The 15,937-nt window shown below is 72.4% G+C and carries 17 protein-coding genes; 8 read left to right on the forward strand and 9 right to left on the reverse strand.

Annotated elements, in window-relative coordinates; translation table 11 throughout:
* Positions 1–27: 27 nt before the first annotated feature.
* The 5 genes from GD970_RS00255 to GD970_RS00275 all read right to left on the reverse strand — a co-directional run bounded on the left by GD970_RS00255 (position 28) and on the right by GD970_RS00275 (position 4,904).
* Complete coding sequence (locus GD970_RS00255) at positions 28–717, reverse strand: GntR family transcriptional regulator (RefSeq protein WP_152199373.1); 690 nt, start codon at positions 715–717, stop codon at positions 28–30.
* Entirely contained in the window at positions 714–1,547 is an 834-nt protein-coding gene (locus tag GD970_RS00260) for an ABC transporter permease (protein WP_152199376.1), read from the reverse strand. Before GD970_RS00260 ends, GD970_RS00255 begins: the two co-directional genes overlap by 4 nt.
* Positions 1,544–2,314 carry an ABC transporter ATP-binding protein gene (locus GD970_RS00265; RefSeq protein WP_152199378.1) on the reverse strand — a complete coding sequence of 257 codons (771 nt, stop codon included), beginning with the start codon at positions 2,312–2,314 and terminating at the stop codon, positions 1,544–1,546. Before GD970_RS00265 ends, GD970_RS00260 begins: the two co-directional genes overlap by 4 nt.
* A 7-nt stretch (positions 2,315–2,321) precedes the next feature.
* Positions 2,322–3,356 carry an ABC transporter substrate-binding protein gene (locus GD970_RS00270; protein WP_152199381.1) on the reverse strand — a complete coding sequence of 345 codons (1,035 nt, stop codon included), beginning with the start codon at positions 3,354–3,356 and terminating at the stop codon, positions 2,322–2,324.
* A gap of 321 nt (positions 3,357–3,677) precedes the next feature.
* Complete coding sequence (locus tag GD970_RS00275; protein ID WP_170297131.1) at positions 3,678–4,904, reverse strand: MFS transporter; 1,227 nt, start codon at positions 4,902–4,904, stop codon at positions 3,678–3,680.
* Positions 4,905–5,450: 546 nt separating this feature from the next.
* Here GD970_RS00275 and GD970_RS00280 point away from each other — a divergent pair.
* The 3 genes from GD970_RS00280 (at position 5,451) to GD970_RS00290 (ending at position 8,177) form a co-directional block, all read left to right on the forward strand.
* On the forward strand, positions 5,451–6,584 hold the full coding sequence (locus tag GD970_RS00280) for an LLM class flavin-dependent oxidoreductase (RefSeq protein ID WP_152199386.1): 1,134 nt from the start codon (positions 5,451–5,453) through the stop codon (positions 6,582–6,584).
* 187 nt (positions 6,585–6,771) lie between these two features.
* Positions 6,772–7,710, forward strand: coding sequence for a helix-turn-helix transcriptional regulator (locus tag GD970_RS00285; protein WP_170297132.1), 939 nt, complete (start codon positions 6,772–6,774; stop codon positions 7,708–7,710).
* A 65-nt stretch (positions 7,711–7,775) separates the two neighbouring features.
* A complete protein-coding gene (locus GD970_RS00290) occupies positions 7,776–8,177 on the forward strand; it encodes a RidA family protein (RefSeq protein ID WP_152199399.1) in 402 nt (133 codons plus the stop codon).
* A 94-nt stretch (positions 8,178–8,271) separates the two neighbouring features.
* Here GD970_RS00290 and GD970_RS00295 read toward each other — a convergent pair whose 3' ends face one another.
* Complete coding sequence (locus tag GD970_RS00295) at positions 8,272–8,886, reverse strand: class I SAM-dependent methyltransferase (RefSeq protein WP_152199401.1); 615 nt, start codon at positions 8,884–8,886, stop codon at positions 8,272–8,274.
* Positions 8,887–9,063: 177 nt separating this feature from the next.
* Between GD970_RS00295 and GD970_RS00300 the strand changes: the two genes are divergently transcribed.
* The 3 genes from GD970_RS00300 to GD970_RS00310 are packed head-to-tail and all read left to right on the forward strand — an operon-like array spanning position 9,064 to position 12,303.
* Positions 9,064–10,047, forward strand: a complete 984-nt coding sequence (locus GD970_RS00300; RefSeq protein WP_152199740.1) for a thiamine pyrophosphate-dependent dehydrogenase E1 component subunit alpha — start codon at positions 9,064–9,066, stop codon at positions 10,045–10,047.
* Between the two features lie 22 nt (positions 10,048–10,069).
* Positions 10,070–11,038, forward strand: coding sequence for an alpha-ketoacid dehydrogenase subunit beta (locus GD970_RS00305; protein WP_152199404.1), 969 nt, complete (start codon positions 10,070–10,072; stop codon positions 11,036–11,038).
* A 17-nt stretch (positions 11,039–11,055) separates the two neighbouring features.
* A complete protein-coding gene (locus GD970_RS00310) occupies positions 11,056–12,303 on the forward strand; it encodes a dihydrolipoamide acetyltransferase family protein (protein ID WP_226925040.1) in 1,248 nt (415 codons plus the stop codon).
* Between the two features lie 21 nt (positions 12,304–12,324).
* Here GD970_RS00310 and GD970_RS00315 read toward each other — a convergent pair whose 3' ends face one another.
* Complete coding sequence (locus GD970_RS00315; RefSeq protein WP_152199743.1) at positions 12,325–12,969, reverse strand: DNA alkylation repair protein; 645 nt, start codon at positions 12,967–12,969, stop codon at positions 12,325–12,327.
* Between the two features lie 216 nt (positions 12,970–13,185).
* Between GD970_RS00315 and GD970_RS00320 the strand changes: the two genes are divergently transcribed.
* Positions 13,186–13,638, forward strand: a complete 453-nt coding sequence (locus tag GD970_RS00320) for an SRPBCC family protein (protein WP_152199409.1) — start codon at positions 13,186–13,188, stop codon at positions 13,636–13,638.
* A 37-nt stretch (positions 13,639–13,675) separates the two neighbouring features.
* A complete protein-coding gene (locus tag GD970_RS00325) occupies positions 13,676–13,999 on the forward strand; it encodes a metalloregulator ArsR/SmtB family transcription factor (RefSeq protein WP_193314857.1) in 324 nt (107 codons plus the stop codon).
* Between the two features lie 8 nt (positions 14,000–14,007).
* Here the strand turns inward: GD970_RS00325 and GD970_RS00330 are convergent, their stop codons facing one another.
* On the reverse strand, positions 14,008–15,183 hold the full coding sequence (locus GD970_RS00330) for an FAD-dependent oxidoreductase (RefSeq protein ID WP_211489623.1): 1,176 nt from the start codon (positions 15,181–15,183) through the stop codon (positions 14,008–14,010).
* Between the two features lie 74 nt (positions 15,184–15,257).
* A complete protein-coding gene (locus tag GD970_RS00335) occupies positions 15,258–15,761 on the reverse strand; it encodes a hypothetical protein (protein WP_152199417.1) in 504 nt (167 codons plus the stop codon).
* Positions 15,762–15,937 lie beyond the last annotated feature (176 nt).

Below are 15,937 nucleotides of genomic sequence, written 5' to 3' on the forward strand. Positions count from 1 at the left end.
GCGGGCGGCGGTGCGGGCTGGGTGGGATCAGACGGTCATCGCCCGGCGCATGCGCTCCTTGGCGCCGGTGAGGTGGCGCCGCATCGCCCGCGCGGCGGCACCGGCGTCGTGGTCCAGGCAGGCCTGGAGGATCTCCGTGTGCTCGGCATGGCTGCGGGCGAGCGCCTCGGGGTCGCCCGGGGAGGCGAAGCGGTACCGCTCGCTGTTCTGCCACACCGGCTCGATGGCCCGGAGCATCCAGCGCGAGCCGGAGGCCCGGTACAGGAGGAAGTGGAACTCGGTGTGGGCGGCGCGGGCGGCGTCCACCTCCCCGCCGTGGAGCAGACGCTCGTGGCGCTCGAGCGCCACGCCGGCCTCGCCGCCCTGTTCCAGGGTGAACTGCCGGGCGGCGGCCGCGACGATCACGGGCTCGAGGGCGAGCCGGGTCGCGTACGTGTCCTCGAGGTCCACCACCGACAGCTCGGCGACCCGGGCGCCGCGGTGCGGGACCACCTCGACGAGGCCGAGCGCGCCGAGGCGCCGCAGCGCCTCGCGCACCGGCATCGCGCTGGTCTCGTACTGCTCGGCGAGCTCCTGGATCCGCAGCCAGGACCCGGCCTCGAAGTCCCCGCCGAGGATGGCCCGGTGGAGCTCGACGGCGACGCGGTCGGCGAGGGTGCGCTGAAAGCCGGAGCCGTCGCCCGGGGAGAGCTCGAAGAGCTGGCTGGTGCTGCTCACCGGTGCTCCTCCGCCCAGGGCAGCAGCGCCTTTTCCAGCCAGGCCAGCAGGTAGAACAGCACGATGCTCATCAGCGCCAGCAGGACGATCGCGGCGAAGGCGAGCGCGGTGTCGGCGCTGGCGCCGGACTGGACGATGACGAAGCCCAGGCCCGATGACGCGCCGACGAACTCGGCGATGACCGCGCCGATGACGGCCAGCGAGATGGCGTTCTTCAGCCCGACGAAGACCTGCGGCAGGGCCCAGCGGAAGCGGATCTTGGCGAACTCCTGCATCTCGGAGGCGTCCAGCGAGCGGGAGAGCTCCACGAGCTCGGCCGGGGTCGAGCGCAGGCCCGAGACGGTGGAGAGCACGATCGGGAAGAAGCACAGCAGGATGACCATGACGATCTTGGGCGTCTGCCCGAAGCCCATCCACACGACGAGGATCGGGGCGATGGCCACCTTGGGCACCGAGTTCACCGCGAGGAGCAGCGGGTAGAGCATCAGCTCCACCACCCGGAACCGGGAGATGGCCATGGCGACCGGGATGCCGATGAGGATCGACAGCGCGAAGCCGAGGAGCGTCTCCCCCAGCGTGACCCAGGTCTGCTCGAGCAGGTAGGGCCCGAGCTCGACGAGCGTGCCGGCCACCACCTGGGGCCCGGGCACGAGGTACTCGGGGATCTCGAACAGGACGGTGGCCAGCCACCACAGCGCCGCGATGAGCACGACGGCCAGGACCGGCAGGCCCACGGTGGCCAGGGACTGCGAGCTGCGGCCACGGCGCCGGGCCGGGACCGTGCGGGTCGCCGGGGCGGTGCCGTTCTTCGGGGCGGTCACGGCGGTCATGCGGCTGCTCCTTCGGGCTCGGGCATCAGCAGGTCGTGCAGCCTGGCGCTGACCCGCGTGACCTCGTCGGCGTGGGCGTTCTGCCCCAGGGTGCGGGGCCGGGGGATGCCGACGTCGACGACCTCACGCAGCCGCCCGGGCCGCGGGCTGAGGACGACGACGCGGTCGGCCAGCAGCACGGCCTCGTCGATGGAGTGGGTGACGAACACGATCGTGGTGTTCTCCTCGGCGACCACGCGCTGGAGCTCGACGGACAGCTCGGCCCGGGTCAGGGCGTCCAGGGCGGAGAAGGGCTCGTCCATGAGGAGGACCTTCGGACGCTGGATCAGCGAGCGGCACAGGGACACCCGCTGCTGCATACCGCCGGAGAGCTCGTGCGGGAGCTTGTCCTCGAAGCCCTTCAGGCCGGCGAGCTCGAGGAGCTGGTGCGCCCGCTCGCGGTGTGCGTCGCGGTCGAGCCGCAGGATCTCCACCGGCAGCATGAGGTTGTCCAGGACCGACCGCCAGGGCAGCAGCGCCGGACGCTGGAACATCACGCTGACGTCCCGGCGGGGCCGGCGCACCGGCTCGCCCGCCACCTTGACCGTGCCGGCGGTGGGGGTGATGAGCCCGGCAATCACCCGCAGGAGCGTGGACTTCCCGCAGCCGGAGCGGCCCACGAGGGTGACGAACTCGTTGGTGGCGACCTCGAGGTTGATGTTCTCCAGCGCGTGGACGGTGCCGGTTTTCGTGGTGAAGACCTGGGAGACGTTGTCGATGGAGATCATGGCCTGCTCACTTCCCGGGCGCGAGGTCGAAGTCGACGACGTCCTCCGGGGTCACCGGGTTCTTCAGGGCCGGGCCCATGATGTCGATAGTCGACTGGACCCGGTCGGGGTCGATCGCGCCGACCTTCGTGCCGTCCACCTCGACGTAGGGCGCCATGAGCTTGACCTCGGCGGTCGCGACGTCCTGGTTCTGGGTGGGCTGGTACTTGCGGAGGATCTCCCCGGTCTCCTCAGGGTTCTCCACCGAGTACTCCAGGCCCTTGAGCAGCGCCTCGGTGAACCGGCTCACCAGCTCCGGGTCGGCCTCGGCGAGCTTGTCGGAGGTGAACAGGACGTTGCCGTACAGGTCCGGCAGCACGTCGCCGTAGGGCAGGACGACGACGTCCTTGCCCTGCGCCGCCGCGGCGATGAGCGGCTCGCCCACGACGAACTGACCGATCGCGTCGACCTGGCCGCTGACGAGCAGCTGAGGCAGGGCCGGGGGCGCGGCGGGGACGAACTCCACCGAGGCCGGGTCGAGGCCGGCGGCCTTGGCGTAGGTGGGGAAGATGACCTGGTTCGTCGAGCCGGGCTGGTCGCCGACCTTCTTGCCGGCGAGGTCGGCCGGCTCGGCGATGCCGCGGTCCCCGAGGGTGACGACGGCGGCGAGGGACTTCTGGTGGATGACGCCGACGGTCGTCACCGGCAGCTGCTCGTTGGCGACGGTGACGACGACGGTGGAGAAGTCCCCGGTGCCGAAGTCCGCGCTGCCGGAGGCGACGAGCTTCATGACGTCGACCGTGCCGGAGCCGGGCTCGATGGTGACGTCGATGCCCGCCTCGTCGAAGAAGCCCTTCTCCTCGGCGACGTAGGCGTAGGCGTCGCGGCCGAAGGTGTTGAAGGACGTCAGGTACGTGACCTTGGCGGTCTCGCCCGCCGCGGAGGAGGACTTCCCGCCGGCGCTCGGGGCGGCCCCGGCGTCGTCGCTGGCTCCGCCGCAGGCGGCGAGGGCGAGGACGCCGACGAGGGCGGCGGCGGCGCTGAGGGTGCGTCGTGTCTGCATGGATGTTTCCTGTCGCTTGGTGCTTGGCGGGCGCCTTCGCTCGCCGGAGGGGGTGGCACCGCGTACCCCGGGGTGGTGGGGCTCGCTGCGGTTGTTCTGGGGCGCTTGTTGCGTCAGGCGATGTGATCTTCATTGACCGCCTGGCCAGAGCCTGCCCGAGAATTTGATCACATGTCAAGTTGCTGAATCGGCGCGTATCGGTCGCAGCCGTACCGGCGCCGCACGGCGGCGTGGAAGGGCAGGGCGCGCCGGGTCGCGCGCACCTCCGGAGGGCGCGGTGGACGTCTCCCGCCCGTGTCGTGAACGGCGCCCAGCGCCCCGTCATGGACGACGCCCAGCGCTCCCGCGCGCCTGACGTGGAGGCACGTCAGGGCCTGCCGGCTCCCGCCGGAACCACCGGGTCCGCCCCGACGAACCGTGCCCGGCCGGCGAAGCACCCGAGCACCAGCTGGGCCAGTGCCACGGCGATGATGAAGACGATCGCCGGCGCCCAGGAGCCGGTCCAGTCGCGGATCGCCGCCATGACGAGCGGACCGGCGGCTGCCATGAGGTAGCCCACCGTGTGGGCCATCGCCGAGAGACCGGGGACGTCGGCGGCAGTCCGGCTCCGCAGCACGATGAGAGAGAGCGCGAGGGGGAAGGTGCCCCCTCGCCGATGCCGAGCAGCACGGCCCACAGCCACGGCGCGGCGGCCGGCGCCAGGGCGAGCCCGGCCAGCCCGGCCAGGATGAACACGACCATCCCGGCCGCCGCGACCCGCTGGTCCCGGGCCCGGGAGCTGAGCACGGGGACGAGCAGGCCCGAGCCCGCACCGACGAGGATCGACGTCGAGAGCAGCAGTCCGGCGTTCGTGGCCGTCATGCCGGACTCGCGGGCGATGCTCGGCAGCCAGGCGACGACGCAGTAGAAGCCCACCGACTGCGTGCCGAGGTAGGCCGAGACCTGCCAGGCGAGGGGGTGGCGCCACAGCTGCCGGGTCGCGGCCGAACCGAGGTCCGCCGCCGCGCCGCCCCGGCCCCTCGGCGCCCAGAGCACCAGGGCCACGACGGCGAGCAGGGCCCAGGAGGCGAGGCCCCAGCGCCACCCGCCCAGCCAGCCCGCGATGGGCACGGTGACCCCCGCCGCGATCGTGGCGCCGAGGGCGAGCGTGAGGGAGTACGCGCCCATCACCGCCATGGCCCGGCTGGGCAGCTCCCGGCGGATCAGTGCCGGGACCAGCACGTTCGCGACCGCGATGGCCCCGGCGGCGACCGCCGTGCCCAGGAGGAGCAACGCGAACCCTCCCCAGGGGCGGGCCGCCAGGGCCAGCGCCACGACGGCCAGGACGGCGAGGACGGTCCGCTCGAGGCCGAACCTCCGGGCGAGGCGGGGCGCGAGCGGCGCGCCCAGGGCGAAGAACAGCAGCGGCGCCGTCGTGAGCACCCCGGCCTGGGTCACGCCGAGGCCGAGCCCGAGGTCGTCCCGGCGGATCTCGGGCAGGAGCGGACCCACGCTCGTCAGGGCGGGCCGGAGGTTGACGGCGACGGCGAGGAGGCTGAGGACGAACACCGCTGCGCCACCCCGCGTGAGGCGCCGGCCCACCGCCGGCGAGTCGTCCCCCTCCCCCGCGACGGTGAGGCCGTCGGGACCCTCCGGCGGGCGTGGCGAGACGCGCCGCGGCGCCCCCTCTCTCAGATCGCACATGGCTGAGGCGCCTCCCCGTGTCGTGTCGCGGCACCCTCCGCCGGACGGCGCCTCGCGCGGCCTGGCGGCCGAGCGGAGCACGTACCAGGGACGACGGCGGCGCTCGGCGGGGGCGTCGGGATTCTTCAACCGATTTGATCACATGTCAACGCGCGTCGGCCCCTCCGCCGAACGTTCAGCTGACTGCGCCTCCTGGACGAGCCCACACGACCGCGCGTCCCGCGGGAGCCGGCGCACGACCGCGCATCTCGGAGCGCAGTCCGCGCGAGGTGGATAGACGCCGCCTCCGCCCCCGCCACAGACTCGATGCATCGGCCGCCCGACGTCGCGCGCGCCGCACCGCTCCATCACCGGGCCCGGCGCCGTCCGGGCCGTCCAGGACAAGTACCCCCTCGACCCACGGAGGTTCAGATGGCTCGACCGATCAAGGAAGCCCCGGACTTCAAGCTCGGCACCTTCAGCTCGAACTGCTCGTCCGGTCTGGCGGTGACGAAGGCACCCGACCGGTGGTCGGGCAGCTGGGCGGACAACCTCCGGCTCGCGAAGATCGCCGACGAGGCGGGTATCGACTTCATGCTGCCCATCGCGCGCTGGATCGGGTACGGCGGCAAGACCAACTTCCACGAGGGCGTGCTCGATCCCACCGTCTGGGCCGGGGCGTTGCTCGCCCACACCCGGCACCTCTCCGTCTTCGCCACCGTGCACACGGCGTTCAACCACCCCATCGTCGTCGCCAAGCAGCTGGCGACCGTCGACCAGGTCGGGCAGGGACGGGCGGGCATCAACATCGTGGCCGGCTGGAACAAGCCGGAGTACGACACCTTCGGTGTCGAGCTTCCCCAGGACCACGACGACCGCTACGCCCTCGCCCAGGAGTGGTGGGACGTCATCCGCAAGATCTGGACGACACCGGGCAAGTTCGACCATGACGGCAGGTTCTTCCATCTCCGACACGTCGAGGGCATGCCCAAGCCCTACGACGGCGTCCTGCCCGTGCTGAACGCCGGCTCGTCCAAGCAGGGACGGGAGTTCGCCGCGCGCAACGCCGACTTCGGGTTCACGATCGTCGGCGGCCCCGAGGACGGGCGCGAGATCGCCGCCTCCATGAAGGCTCAGGCCCGCAACCAGTACGGCCGCGAGGCCGGCGTCTTCACCCTCGGTCACGTCGTGTGCCGCCCCAGCCGGAAGGAGGCCGACGAGTTCCTCCACTACTACGCGGACGAGCAGGCCGACTGGTCCGCCGTCGACAACCTCATGGCCCTCCAGGGCCTGCACGCGCAGTCCTTCACGCCGGAGATGCTCGCCACGTTCCGCGCCCGCTTCGCCGCCGGCCACGGCAGCTGCCCGCTCATCGGCACGCCCGACGACGTCGCCGACGAGATCCAGCGGTTCCACGAGGCAGGCTTCGACGGGATGACCGTGGCGTTCTTCGACTACGCCGGTGAGCTGGAGTACTTCGCCGCCGAGGTCCTCCCTCGCCTCGAGGCCCGGGGTGTCCGCCAGGCCCGCGACTGGGACCGGGAACCCGCGACGCTGAAAGCCTAGACGGCCCGGCCGCGTGTGATGGATGATCACATCCTCAGTCGAGGAGGTGGTCCTCCTGATCACGCAGCAGCCGGCTGGGGGTCGCACGGCGCCGCGCCCCCAGCAGCCGGTGCCACCGCCGGCGAAGTCACGCACTCCCCAGGCCACCGCGGCGGGCGCAGCCGCCGCGCCCGCCGCGGTGGCCCGCATGCGCACGCGCCGGTTGCACGAGCTTCGTGACTCGGTGGCGCGGGCGGCGACTCCCCACGAGATCACGTTGCGGGGCGGGAAACTCGACGGCGCCATGGAAGCGTCGCCGGTGGCCCAGACGAACGTCGTGTTCATCCGCTACGGGGCGGACGTCCTCGTTGAGGCGGGGCCCACCGGCGACCGCTTCGTCCTCACCCTCCCGCTGGGACCGATGGGGGTGGGCAGGGACACGGTGGAGCGCCGGCTCTCCTCCCCCTTCGTGCTCGCGCCCGACCGCCGGACGCTGATGGCCCCGGAGCCGGTGGACGGTGCCCTGGTGGTGGCGACGAGCATCGCCCGGGTACGGGACCAGCTCGCGGCCCTCGCCGGCACAGCCCCCGACGGCGACCTCGAGTTCCGGTCGGAGTCCGCCGAGCGCGCGCCCCTGCCGCCGGCGTACCTGGAATCTGCCTGCCGGTCGGTGGCCGAGACGCTCTTCCGCTGCTCCGGCCTTCCCGACCTTGCCGCCCGGTCGCTCGAGCAGACCCTGCTCTCCGCGGCGCTGCTGGCCGTGCCGCACAACCACTCGCGGATGCTGCTGAGCGGGTCGGCGCGGGTGTCGACGTCGCACGCGGAGACGGCCAGGGCGTGGATGGCGGACAACCACGGGGTCACCGTCACGGTGCCGGACGTCGCGGGCGCGGTGGGCCTGTCGGTGCGCCAGCTGCAGAGCGTCACCATGGAGCGTTTCGGCCTCACGCCGACCGCGCTCCTGCGGGGGATCCGGCTGGCCGACGCGCGCCGCCGCCTGACCGGGGACGGCGGCGACGTCGCCACCACCGTGGCCAGCGCCGCTCATCAAGCGGGTTTTGCCCATCTCGGGAGGTTCGCGCAGGTCTACAGGAGGACGTACGGCGAGACGCCGTACCAGAGCCTGGTCCGCGCGCAGGGGCGTTGACATGTGATCACACTGATCGTAGGTTCGCGCCACGCTGCGACTCTTACCGATCGGAGAAACACGGCATGTCGACCTCGACCCGCGAGCTGGTCAATCCGCCGGCGCTCCACCCGGCGCCCGGCTTCAGCCACATCTGCATCGCCCCGCCCGGCCGCGTGGCTTACATCGCGGGACAGACCGCCCTCGCCCCAGACTTCAGCGTCATCGGCGGCGACGACCTCGGCGAGCAGACGCGGGCGGCCATGGAGAACGTCAGGCTGGCGCTCGAAGCGGTCGGAGCCGGCTGGCACGACGTGGTGCGGCGCACCATCTACACGCTACGGCCCACCGAGTACGAGGTGATCACGGCCGCCGTCGAAGATGTCCAGGGCTCCGACCAGCACCCCGCCCAGACGATCGTCGGCGTCACCGGTCTCGCCGTCGAGGGGCTGCTCATCGAGATCGAGGTCACCGTCCACCTGCCGTGAGGCCGACGGAAGACCGTCGAGCCGGCGGGGCTGACCGTTCCGTCCCGGCGCGCGCACGATGTCTCGCACCTGCGGACGTCGCTGCCGGAATGCGTCATACCGGCCGGCGGGCCACCGCCAGGAACACCGAGTAGCTGACGCCGTCGCGGTCGAACTCGGTGCAGTCCCGGACCGAGACGTCGACCAGGCCGGCCTCCGTCAGCTGCGCGGACAGCTCGTCGCGGTCGAAGCCGTGGTGGCCGTCGAAGTCATGGCCGTGGAAGGAGCCGTCCTCGCGGTCCAGGTCGGCGATGCACAGGTGTCCGCCCGGTTCCAGGAGCTCGGCGAAGCGGGACAGCACCCGGTCCAGGGCGTGGACGTGGTGCAGCACGAGCGAGGTGACGATGAGGTCGAACCGCTCGTCCGGCGCGGGCTGGGACTCCAGATCCAGGTCCCAGACGCGGGCGCTCTCGGGGAGCGCCCCGGCAGCGATCTTGTCCTGGATGACAGCGCGCATCCCGGTCGAGTTGTCCGCCAGGGTCGCCGCGCCCACCTGGTCGCCGAGCGCCTGCGTCACCAGGCCGGTCCCGGCACCGTACTCGAGGAGCCGGGTGGAGGGCCTCAAGGGAACCGCTGCTGCCACGGCGCGTGCGACCTGCCGCGCCCGGACGACCTTCTGCTCATCACGGTCCCAGTCCGCCGCGACCGCATCGAAGTGCTCGGATCCCATGGCCCCACCTTGGCATGCGACCGGCCCGTTCTCGCCGCGGCACAGCCCGGACCGTCCTACATTGCGAAGGACGCCGGCGACCCCGGCGACCGTGAACCATCCGACCGCAACGGAGCGGCGGAGGACGCGCGAACGCTTCTCCCGCGCTCCGCACCACCAGGTGAGGGGTTAGACGTGATGACCGTCGACGACGACCAGCTTCGCGAGATGTACCGCCGGATGACGCGGATCCGGCAGTTCGAGAACACCACCAAGGAGCTCCTGCTCCGGGGCGAGCTCTACGGCGCGTTCCACACCTCCACCGGGCAGGAGGCCTCCATCGTCGGCTCCTGCATGGCGCTGCGGTCGGACGACTACATGGTCGGCACGCACCGCTCCCACGGGCATCCGATCGGCAAGGGCGCCAAGGTCGACCGGCTGCTCGCCGAGCTCATGGGCAAGGAGACGGGCATCAACCACGGCAAGGGCGGGTCGATGCACCTGTCCGACTTCGGTGTCGGATCCCTCGGCGAGACCTCGATCGTCGGCTCGGGGCTGCCGGTGGCCACGGGCGCGGCCCTGGGCTCGAAGATGCAGGGCAGCGACCGCGTCACCCTGTGCTTCTTCGGCGACGGCGCCTCCTCCGAGGGCACGTTCCACGAGTCCCTCAACCTCGCGGCGCTCTGGACGCTGCCGGTGGTCTACGTCTGCGAGAACAACGGCTACGGCGAGATGACCGCCACCCGGGACGCGGTGGCCATCGAGCACATCGCCGACCGCGCCGCTGGGTACAACATGCCCGGCGTGACCGTGGACGGCCAGGACGTCCTCGCCGTCTACGAGGCGGTCGACGCCGCCGTCCGCCGCGCCCGCGTCGGGCAGGGCCCCTCCCTGGTGGAGACGAAGACCTACCGGTTCGAGAACCACGCGATCGGGCTGCCGATCGAGAACTACCGCCCGGCCGAGGAGGTCGAGGACTGGAAGGTCAACCGCGATCCGCTCGAGCTCTACCGCGCCGCCCTCACCGAGCGCGGCTGGGACCCGATCGACCTCAAGGAGATCGACGAGGAGGTGGCCGGAGAGATCGCCGCCGCCGTGGAGTTCGGTCGCTCGAGCGCCACTCCCCCGGTCGACGCCGCCTACACCAACGTGTTCACCAATCCCGTCCCGATCGCGCGCTGAGCGGCGCAGGAAGCAGGACACCATGCACACCGTGACCTACCTGCAGGCGCTCAACGAGGCCCTGCACGAGGAGATGGCCCGCGACGAGAGGGTCTTCATCATGGGCGAGGACGTCGGGTGGAACATGCTCGGCGCCACCGGCGGCCTGAAGGAGGTGTTCGGCACCGACCGGGTGCGCAACACCCCCATCGCCGAGGCCGGGTTCGTCGGCGCCGGCGCGGGCGCCGCCATGGTGGGCATGCGCCCGGTCGTCGACATGCTCATCGCCCCGTTCCTCTACGTCGCGTTCGACCAGATCGCCTCGATCATCGCCAAGTCCACCTACCTCTACGGCGGCCAGGCGAAGATGCCGCTGACGCTGCGCGCCCCGATGATCTACGGCGCGGGCAACGCGGCCCAGCACTCCGACCGCCCGTACTCGACCTTCATGTCCATCCCCGGGCTGAAGATCATCGCCCCGGCCTCGCCCTTCGACGCCAAGGGCATGCTCAAGGCCGCGATCCGCGACGACGACCCGGTGATCTCCTTCGAGGACTTCGGCCTCGCCGGCCTGCGCGAGGACATCCCGGACGACGACTACCTCGTGGACCTGGGCCAGGCCGCCGTGCGTCGCGAGGGCACCGACCTGACCATCGTGGCCGTCGCCGGGGCGGTGCCTCAGGCCCTGCAGGCCGCCGAGCAGCTCGACGGCGCCGGCGTCTCCGCCGAGGTCATCGACCTGCGCTCGATCGTGCCGCTGGACCGCGAGACGATCCTGGCATCGGTGGCCAAGACCGGCCGGCTCGTCGTCGCCGACCCGGCGCACGAGATGGGCTCGGTGGCGTCGGAGATCTCCGCCGTCGTGGCCCAGGAGGGCTTCTGGGACCTGCAGGCGCCCATCGTCCGGGTGACGACGCCGCACACCCACATCCCCTTCAGCGCCCCGCTCGAGCGACCTCTCTACCCCAGCGCCGAGCGGATCCTGGCGGCCGCCCAGCGCGTCATGGCCTAAGGAGGAGCGGCGTGGGCATGGAGATCCGGATGCCGATGTGGGGCATGGGCATGCTCGAGGGCACCGTCGTCGAGTGGTACAAGCGGGAGGGCGACGCCGTCGAGGAGGGCGAGCCGCTCGCCGAGATCGAGGCGGCCAAGACGATCGAGGACCTCGTCGCGCCGGCCGCGGGGATCGTGGAGCGGATCGTGGTGCCCGAGGGGGCGACGGTGCCGGTGCAGGAGGTGCTCGCGATCCTTGCCGCCGACGGTGTGGGCAGCGAATCGGCCGAGGACGGCGCAGCAGGCGTGCGTGGCTCGGCCGCTGCGCCCGCGGGACCCCCGGTGCCCGGCCCGGTCCCGACGGCGGCCGGCGGCCTGGTGCCTGCGGCCGCCCCGGCGGGCGGGGCGGCGGAGGCCCCGCCCCCCGGGCCGGTGCGCAACGTGGTCCCACGAGCCAGACAGCGCGCCAAGGAGCTCGGCGTCGACCTGGCGGCCGTGACGGGCAGCGGGCCGGGCGGGCGGATCGGCGTGGAGGACGTCGAGCGGGCCGCCGCCGTGCCCGCCGCTTCTAAGCCGGCAGCCGCCGGTCTGGCCCCGCCCCCGCCGGCGTCGCCCGGCGCCGAGAGCAGCGTCGCCCTGACGGGCATGCGCGGCACCATCGCCCGGCGCATGCACGAGTCGCTGCAGTCGACGGCGCAGCTCACCCTCGTCACTACCGCCGACGTCACCGAGCTCGTCGAGTACCGGGAGTCGCTGGAGCGGCGGCCGACCTACACCGACTTCGTCGTCAAGGCCGCCGCGCTCGCGCTACGCGAGCACCCCCGGCTGAACGCCACCATCGACGGCGACCGCATCCGGCTGCTGCCCGACGTCCACATCGGGATCGCGACGGCGGTGCCGGACGGCCTGGTGGTGCCGGTCGTCCGGCATGCCGACACCATGCCGCTGGCCCGGATCGCCGAGGAGTCCGCCGCTCTCGTGGCCAAGGTGCGCGCAGGCGCGTTCGGCGCCGACGACGTCACCGGCTCCACCTTCACGGTCACATCGCTCGGCGGGCAGGGCATCGACGCCTTCACGCCGATCCTCAACCCGCCGGAGGTGGCCATCCTCGGCGTGGGCCGGGTCGTCGACCAGGCCGCCCGCGACGGCGACGCACTCGTCTGGCGCAAGGTGATCAACCTCAGCCTCACGATCGACCATCAGGTCGTCGACGGCGCACCCGGGGCGGCGTTCCTCCAGACGCTGGGCGAGCTCCTGGGGAGGCCGGAGCAGCTGGCGCGGTGACCCGTGGGTGGACGGAACCGCTCACCCCTCGTTCTTGCGGCGCACCATCTCGTTGATCCAGATCGGCGCGAAGGGCGACGTGCAGTTGGGCGGGGTCGGGTAGTCCCTGAGCACCTCGAGGCGCTCGCCGATGGCGAGCGCACGGGCACGGTGCTCGGCGTGCTCGATCCCGATCTGGGCCAGGCAGGTGTTCATCGCCCACTGCAGCCGGTCGGGCGCGTCCTTCATCTCCGCCTCGATGACGTCGAGCAGGCCCGGCAGGTCCAGCCCCTCGGGCTTCTTGGCCACCCGCTCGCTCGTCAGCGCCCAGCCGGCACTGGCGACGACGGGATCGGGGTCGGCGGACCAGCCCAGGCGCAGCTCCTCGGCATGGGGGCTCTTCTTCACGACGTAGTTGACGAGCCAGTCGTGCACCTTCGGCGTCCGCGCCTCCCGCAACATGGTGTCCAGCTTGTCGCGCGTGAAGGCCTTGGGGCGGCAGATCAGCAACGCCAGCAGCCTGGCGGCGCTGTCGCCGGTCGCCCAGAGGTCTTGCGCGAGGTCCTGCTGGGTCTTCAGCCGCTTGGCGAGCGCCCGCAGCTTGGTCAGGTTCACCCCGTGGTCATCGCCGTGCCGCTCGTTGACCGCGCGCACCTTGGGGTCCTCGAGCGCGGCCAGCTCAGCCATCACCTCGGTCACCGTCGCCTGGGTCTCCGCCGCCTGCGCCACGCGCGCCTCCCGTCTCTCGCCAGAACGGCTCAGCCTAATGGCCACCGCGAGGCCCGATCGGAGCTGCTCCACCGGCGACAGGCTCACCAAAGTGCAATGGAAGGGTTGCACCTGCGGCCTCGTAGTGCAACTCTGGAGTTGCACACACATTCCACCTTCGAAGGGCAGCGCACCATGGACGAGCTGGACAGGATCGAGAAGCAGATCGACATCGACGCACCCGCGGCGAAGGTGTGGGCGCTGATCAGCGAACCGGGCTGGTTCATCAACGACAACCAGATCGTCGAGCACCGGATCGAGCGGGACGGCGACCTCGACATCGTCCACGACCCCGTCCACGGCGCGTTCGCCATCAGGACCGTCACGCTCGATGAACCGCACTACGCCGCATTCCGCTGGGTGGCCGACCCGACGGCGCCCGACGCCGCCTCCACGCTCGTGGAGTTCTTCGTCGAGGAGACGTCGCCGAGCGCGGTCGTGCTCCGTGTCGTCGAGAGCGGCTTCGCGTCGCTTCCCGGCACCGACGCCGAGCGGCGGAAGCACTTCGACGGGAACACCGAGGGCTGGAACGTCGAGCTGGCGCTGGCCAAGCGCCACCTCGAGGGCGTGGCGGCCCGTGAAGGCTGACGCGCGCCCCACCGCGGCCGCCGAGGAGGCGCCGTCGATCCCTGCCGTCTGCGCCGTGCTGGCCGACGAGACCCGGTGGGCGATCCTCGTGCGACTGGGGACGGCGCCGGCGTCAGCCTCGGCGCTGGCGGCGGAGATGCCCGTCTCGCGCCAGGCGATCGCGAAGCACCTGGCCGTCCTGCGCGACACCGGGCTGGTCTCCGCCGAGCGCGTCGGCCGGGAGGTGCGGTTCGTCGCCGTCGGCTCCGAGCTGAGCCGGATCGGCCGTGCCATCGAGTCCGTCGCCGCCGGGTGGGACCGCCGCCTCGGGCGGATCAAGGCGCAGGCGGAGAAGGGACACCCCGGCGCCGCCGGAACCTGACGGCGCGATCAGCGCACCGGCGCAGCAGGCTCGGGCGGAGTCCAGCCCATCGCGGCCCGCGCCCCGCGGAGGACGGCGGTCGCGGGGGTGAGCCGCATGAGGGCGTTCCGCCCGGTCTGCCGCCATCCGCCGCCGAGGTGGGCGCCGATGCGGCCCGACGCCACGGAGGCGCGGGCGAGCGCGCGGCATCGCGGGCGTCGCGCGGCGTCGAACCCTGCGAGCGCGGGGCCGAGTCGACCGCCGGCTCTGACGGGCTCGCCTACCAGCAGCCCCAGGCACAGTCCGTCCTCGAGCGCGGTCGCGGCGCCCTGCCCCATGGTAGGCAGGGTGCCGTGGGCGGCGTCGCCGACCAGGACGACCCGGCCGGTCGTGTAGCGGGGCACCCCGCCGGGCAGGTGGTCGACCTCGTGCCGCAGGACCGCGTCGGGTGGCGTCGCGTCCATCACCTCGCGCACCGCCGGCGTCCACCTGGCGAACCCGGCCTTGGCGGCGGTGAGCTCGTCATCGAGCACGGTGTGCTGGGGCATCGCCACGTAGCCGTACCAGTACGTCTCGTCGTCGGACACGCGCAGGATGCCGAACTCGGCGCGCGGCCCCCAGTACTGGCGCAGCGCCGTGTCGCCGAACGCGCCGGGGGCGATCGCTCGCCAGCTCGAGAATCCGCTGTAGACGGGCCGGGCGTCGGGAAAGACGGCAGCACGCATGGCGCTGCGTATGCCGTCGGCGCCGACGACGAGCTCGGCCTCCCGGCCGTCGACGACGGCCGACGCCCCCTGCGGGGCCCCCGGGTCCACCGCCGCTACTGGCACGCCGGTGATGATCGCGACCCCGGAGTCGAGGGCGCGTCGATGCAGCGCCGCGTGCAGCCGATGCCGGTGCACGCCGACGAGGCTCACGGTCGCCCGGGTGGCCGGGGTGTCGGGCAGCGCGAGGATCGGCCGGCCGTGGAGGTCGTAGGTGCCGCCCGCCCAGGTCGGGTAGCCGAGCGCGGCGACGTCGTCGTCGTCGAAGCCGAGCCCGCGGAACGCGGCCACGGCGTTCCGCGACATGGCGAGCCCCGCCCCGACCTCGCCGAGATCTGCGGACCGCTCCAGCACCGTGACGCGCCACCCCGTGCGCGCAAGGGCGATGGCCGAGGCCAGTCCGGCGATGCCCGCGCCGACGACGACCGCCGAATCTCCCACGCGCCCTCCTCTCGGCCGGGTACCGCTACGCCCGCGTCCGCTCCCGCACATGGGTCGCCCTCCTGCTTGCCGGACTACACCGCCATGGGCGAGACGACCACGTCGACACTGATCCACCTCGGGATGGGAGGCGTGCTCGTACCGTCCCAGCTGTCGAAGGAGATCGAGAAGAAGGAGGCTTGCGCCACGGCGGCGGCCCCTAGCGCGACGACGATCACGATCGCGCCGGCCAAATCGAGGGCGCGCAGCGCAGCCGCCTCATCATGAGCGTACTGAAGCGCCCTGACGACCGCGCCGAGGACGATCAGTGCGAGCAGCAGGTAGAGCGCCCCACTCGGGCGAAGCGCCATGTCGATGCACGTCGGCACGACATCGGTCGGGTTGCCGAACCGGTCGGCGAATCCACCGTCGGCACTCGTCCCACCGAGACAGGAGCCGTAGCTTGCTGTCGAAAGTCCCGAGTAGGCGAACCCGGCGATAACCGCCGTGACGACGAGCCGGCGGACCCGGGCGCGCACCTCGCCACGAGGCGCGCACGAGATCGGGTAGGCCCGCGCGCTGGTCGTCTCGCTCGGCATTGAGTCGCTCCACTCCGATTCCCGGTGCGCCACCGTTCACCTGGGCGGCGCGGTCGATCGGCTGCTGCACACCCCGGCGCGCCGTCGCTGGCGCTCCGCGTCGATCATGGCACGGGGAGCCCCTGAGAGGGGCGTCCCGGTAGCCGCGGCGGGCCGATGCCGGGCCCCGGAGGCCG

The organism is Georgenia thermotolerans (genome assembly GCF_009193185.1).
Lineage (GTDB): Bacteria > Actinomycetota > Actinomycetes > Actinomycetales > Actinomycetaceae > Georgenia > Georgenia thermotolerans.

Bases quoted from the DNA above. Each gene is read 5' to 3' on its own strand.
- GD970_RS00305 (WP_152199404.1), top strand. From the start codon at position 10,070: ATGCACACCGTGACCTACCTGCAGGCGCTCAACGAGGCCCTGCACGAG.
- GD970_RS00270 (WP_152199381.1), bottom strand. From the start codon at position 3,356: ATGCAGACACGACGCACCCTCAGCGCCGCCGCCGCCCTCGTCGGCGTC.
- GD970_RS00310 (WP_226925040.1), top strand. From the start codon at position 11,056: ATGGAGATCCGGATGCCGATGTGGGGCATGGGCATGCTCGAGGGCACC.
- GD970_RS00295 (WP_152199401.1), bottom strand. From the start codon at position 8,886: ATGGGATCCGAGCACTTCGATGCGGTCGCGGCGGACTGGGACCGTGAT.
- GD970_RS00300 (WP_152199740.1), top strand. From the start codon at position 9,064: ATGACCGTCGACGACGACCAGCTTCGCGAGATGTACCGCCGGATGACG.
- GD970_RS00285 (WP_170297132.1), top strand. From the start codon at position 6,772: ATGCGCACGCGCCGGTTGCACGAGCTTCGTGACTCGGTGGCGCGGGCG.
- GD970_RS00315 (WP_152199743.1), bottom strand. From the start codon at position 12,969: ATGGCTGAGCTGGCCGCGCTCGAGGACCCCAAGGTGCGCGCGGTCAAC.
- GD970_RS00290 (WP_152199399.1), top strand. From the start codon at position 7,776: ATGTCGACCTCGACCCGCGAGCTGGTCAATCCGCCGGCGCTCCACCCG.
- GD970_RS00260 (WP_152199376.1), bottom strand. From the start codon at position 1,547: ATGACCGCCGTGACCGCCCCGAAGAACGGCACCGCCCCGGCGACCCGC.
- GD970_RS00320 (WP_152199409.1), top strand. From the start codon at position 13,186: ATGGACGAGCTGGACAGGATCGAGAAGCAGATCGACATCGACGCACCC.
- GD970_RS00280 (WP_152199386.1), top strand. From the start codon at position 5,451: ATGGCTCGACCGATCAAGGAAGCCCCGGACTTCAAGCTCGGCACCTTC.
- GD970_RS00335 (WP_152199417.1), bottom strand. From the start codon at position 15,761: ATGCCGAGCGAGACGACCAGCGCGCGGGCCTACCCGATCTCGTGCGCG.
- GD970_RS00265 (WP_152199378.1), bottom strand. From the start codon at position 2,314: ATGATCTCCATCGACAACGTCTCCCAGGTCTTCACCACGAAAACCGGC.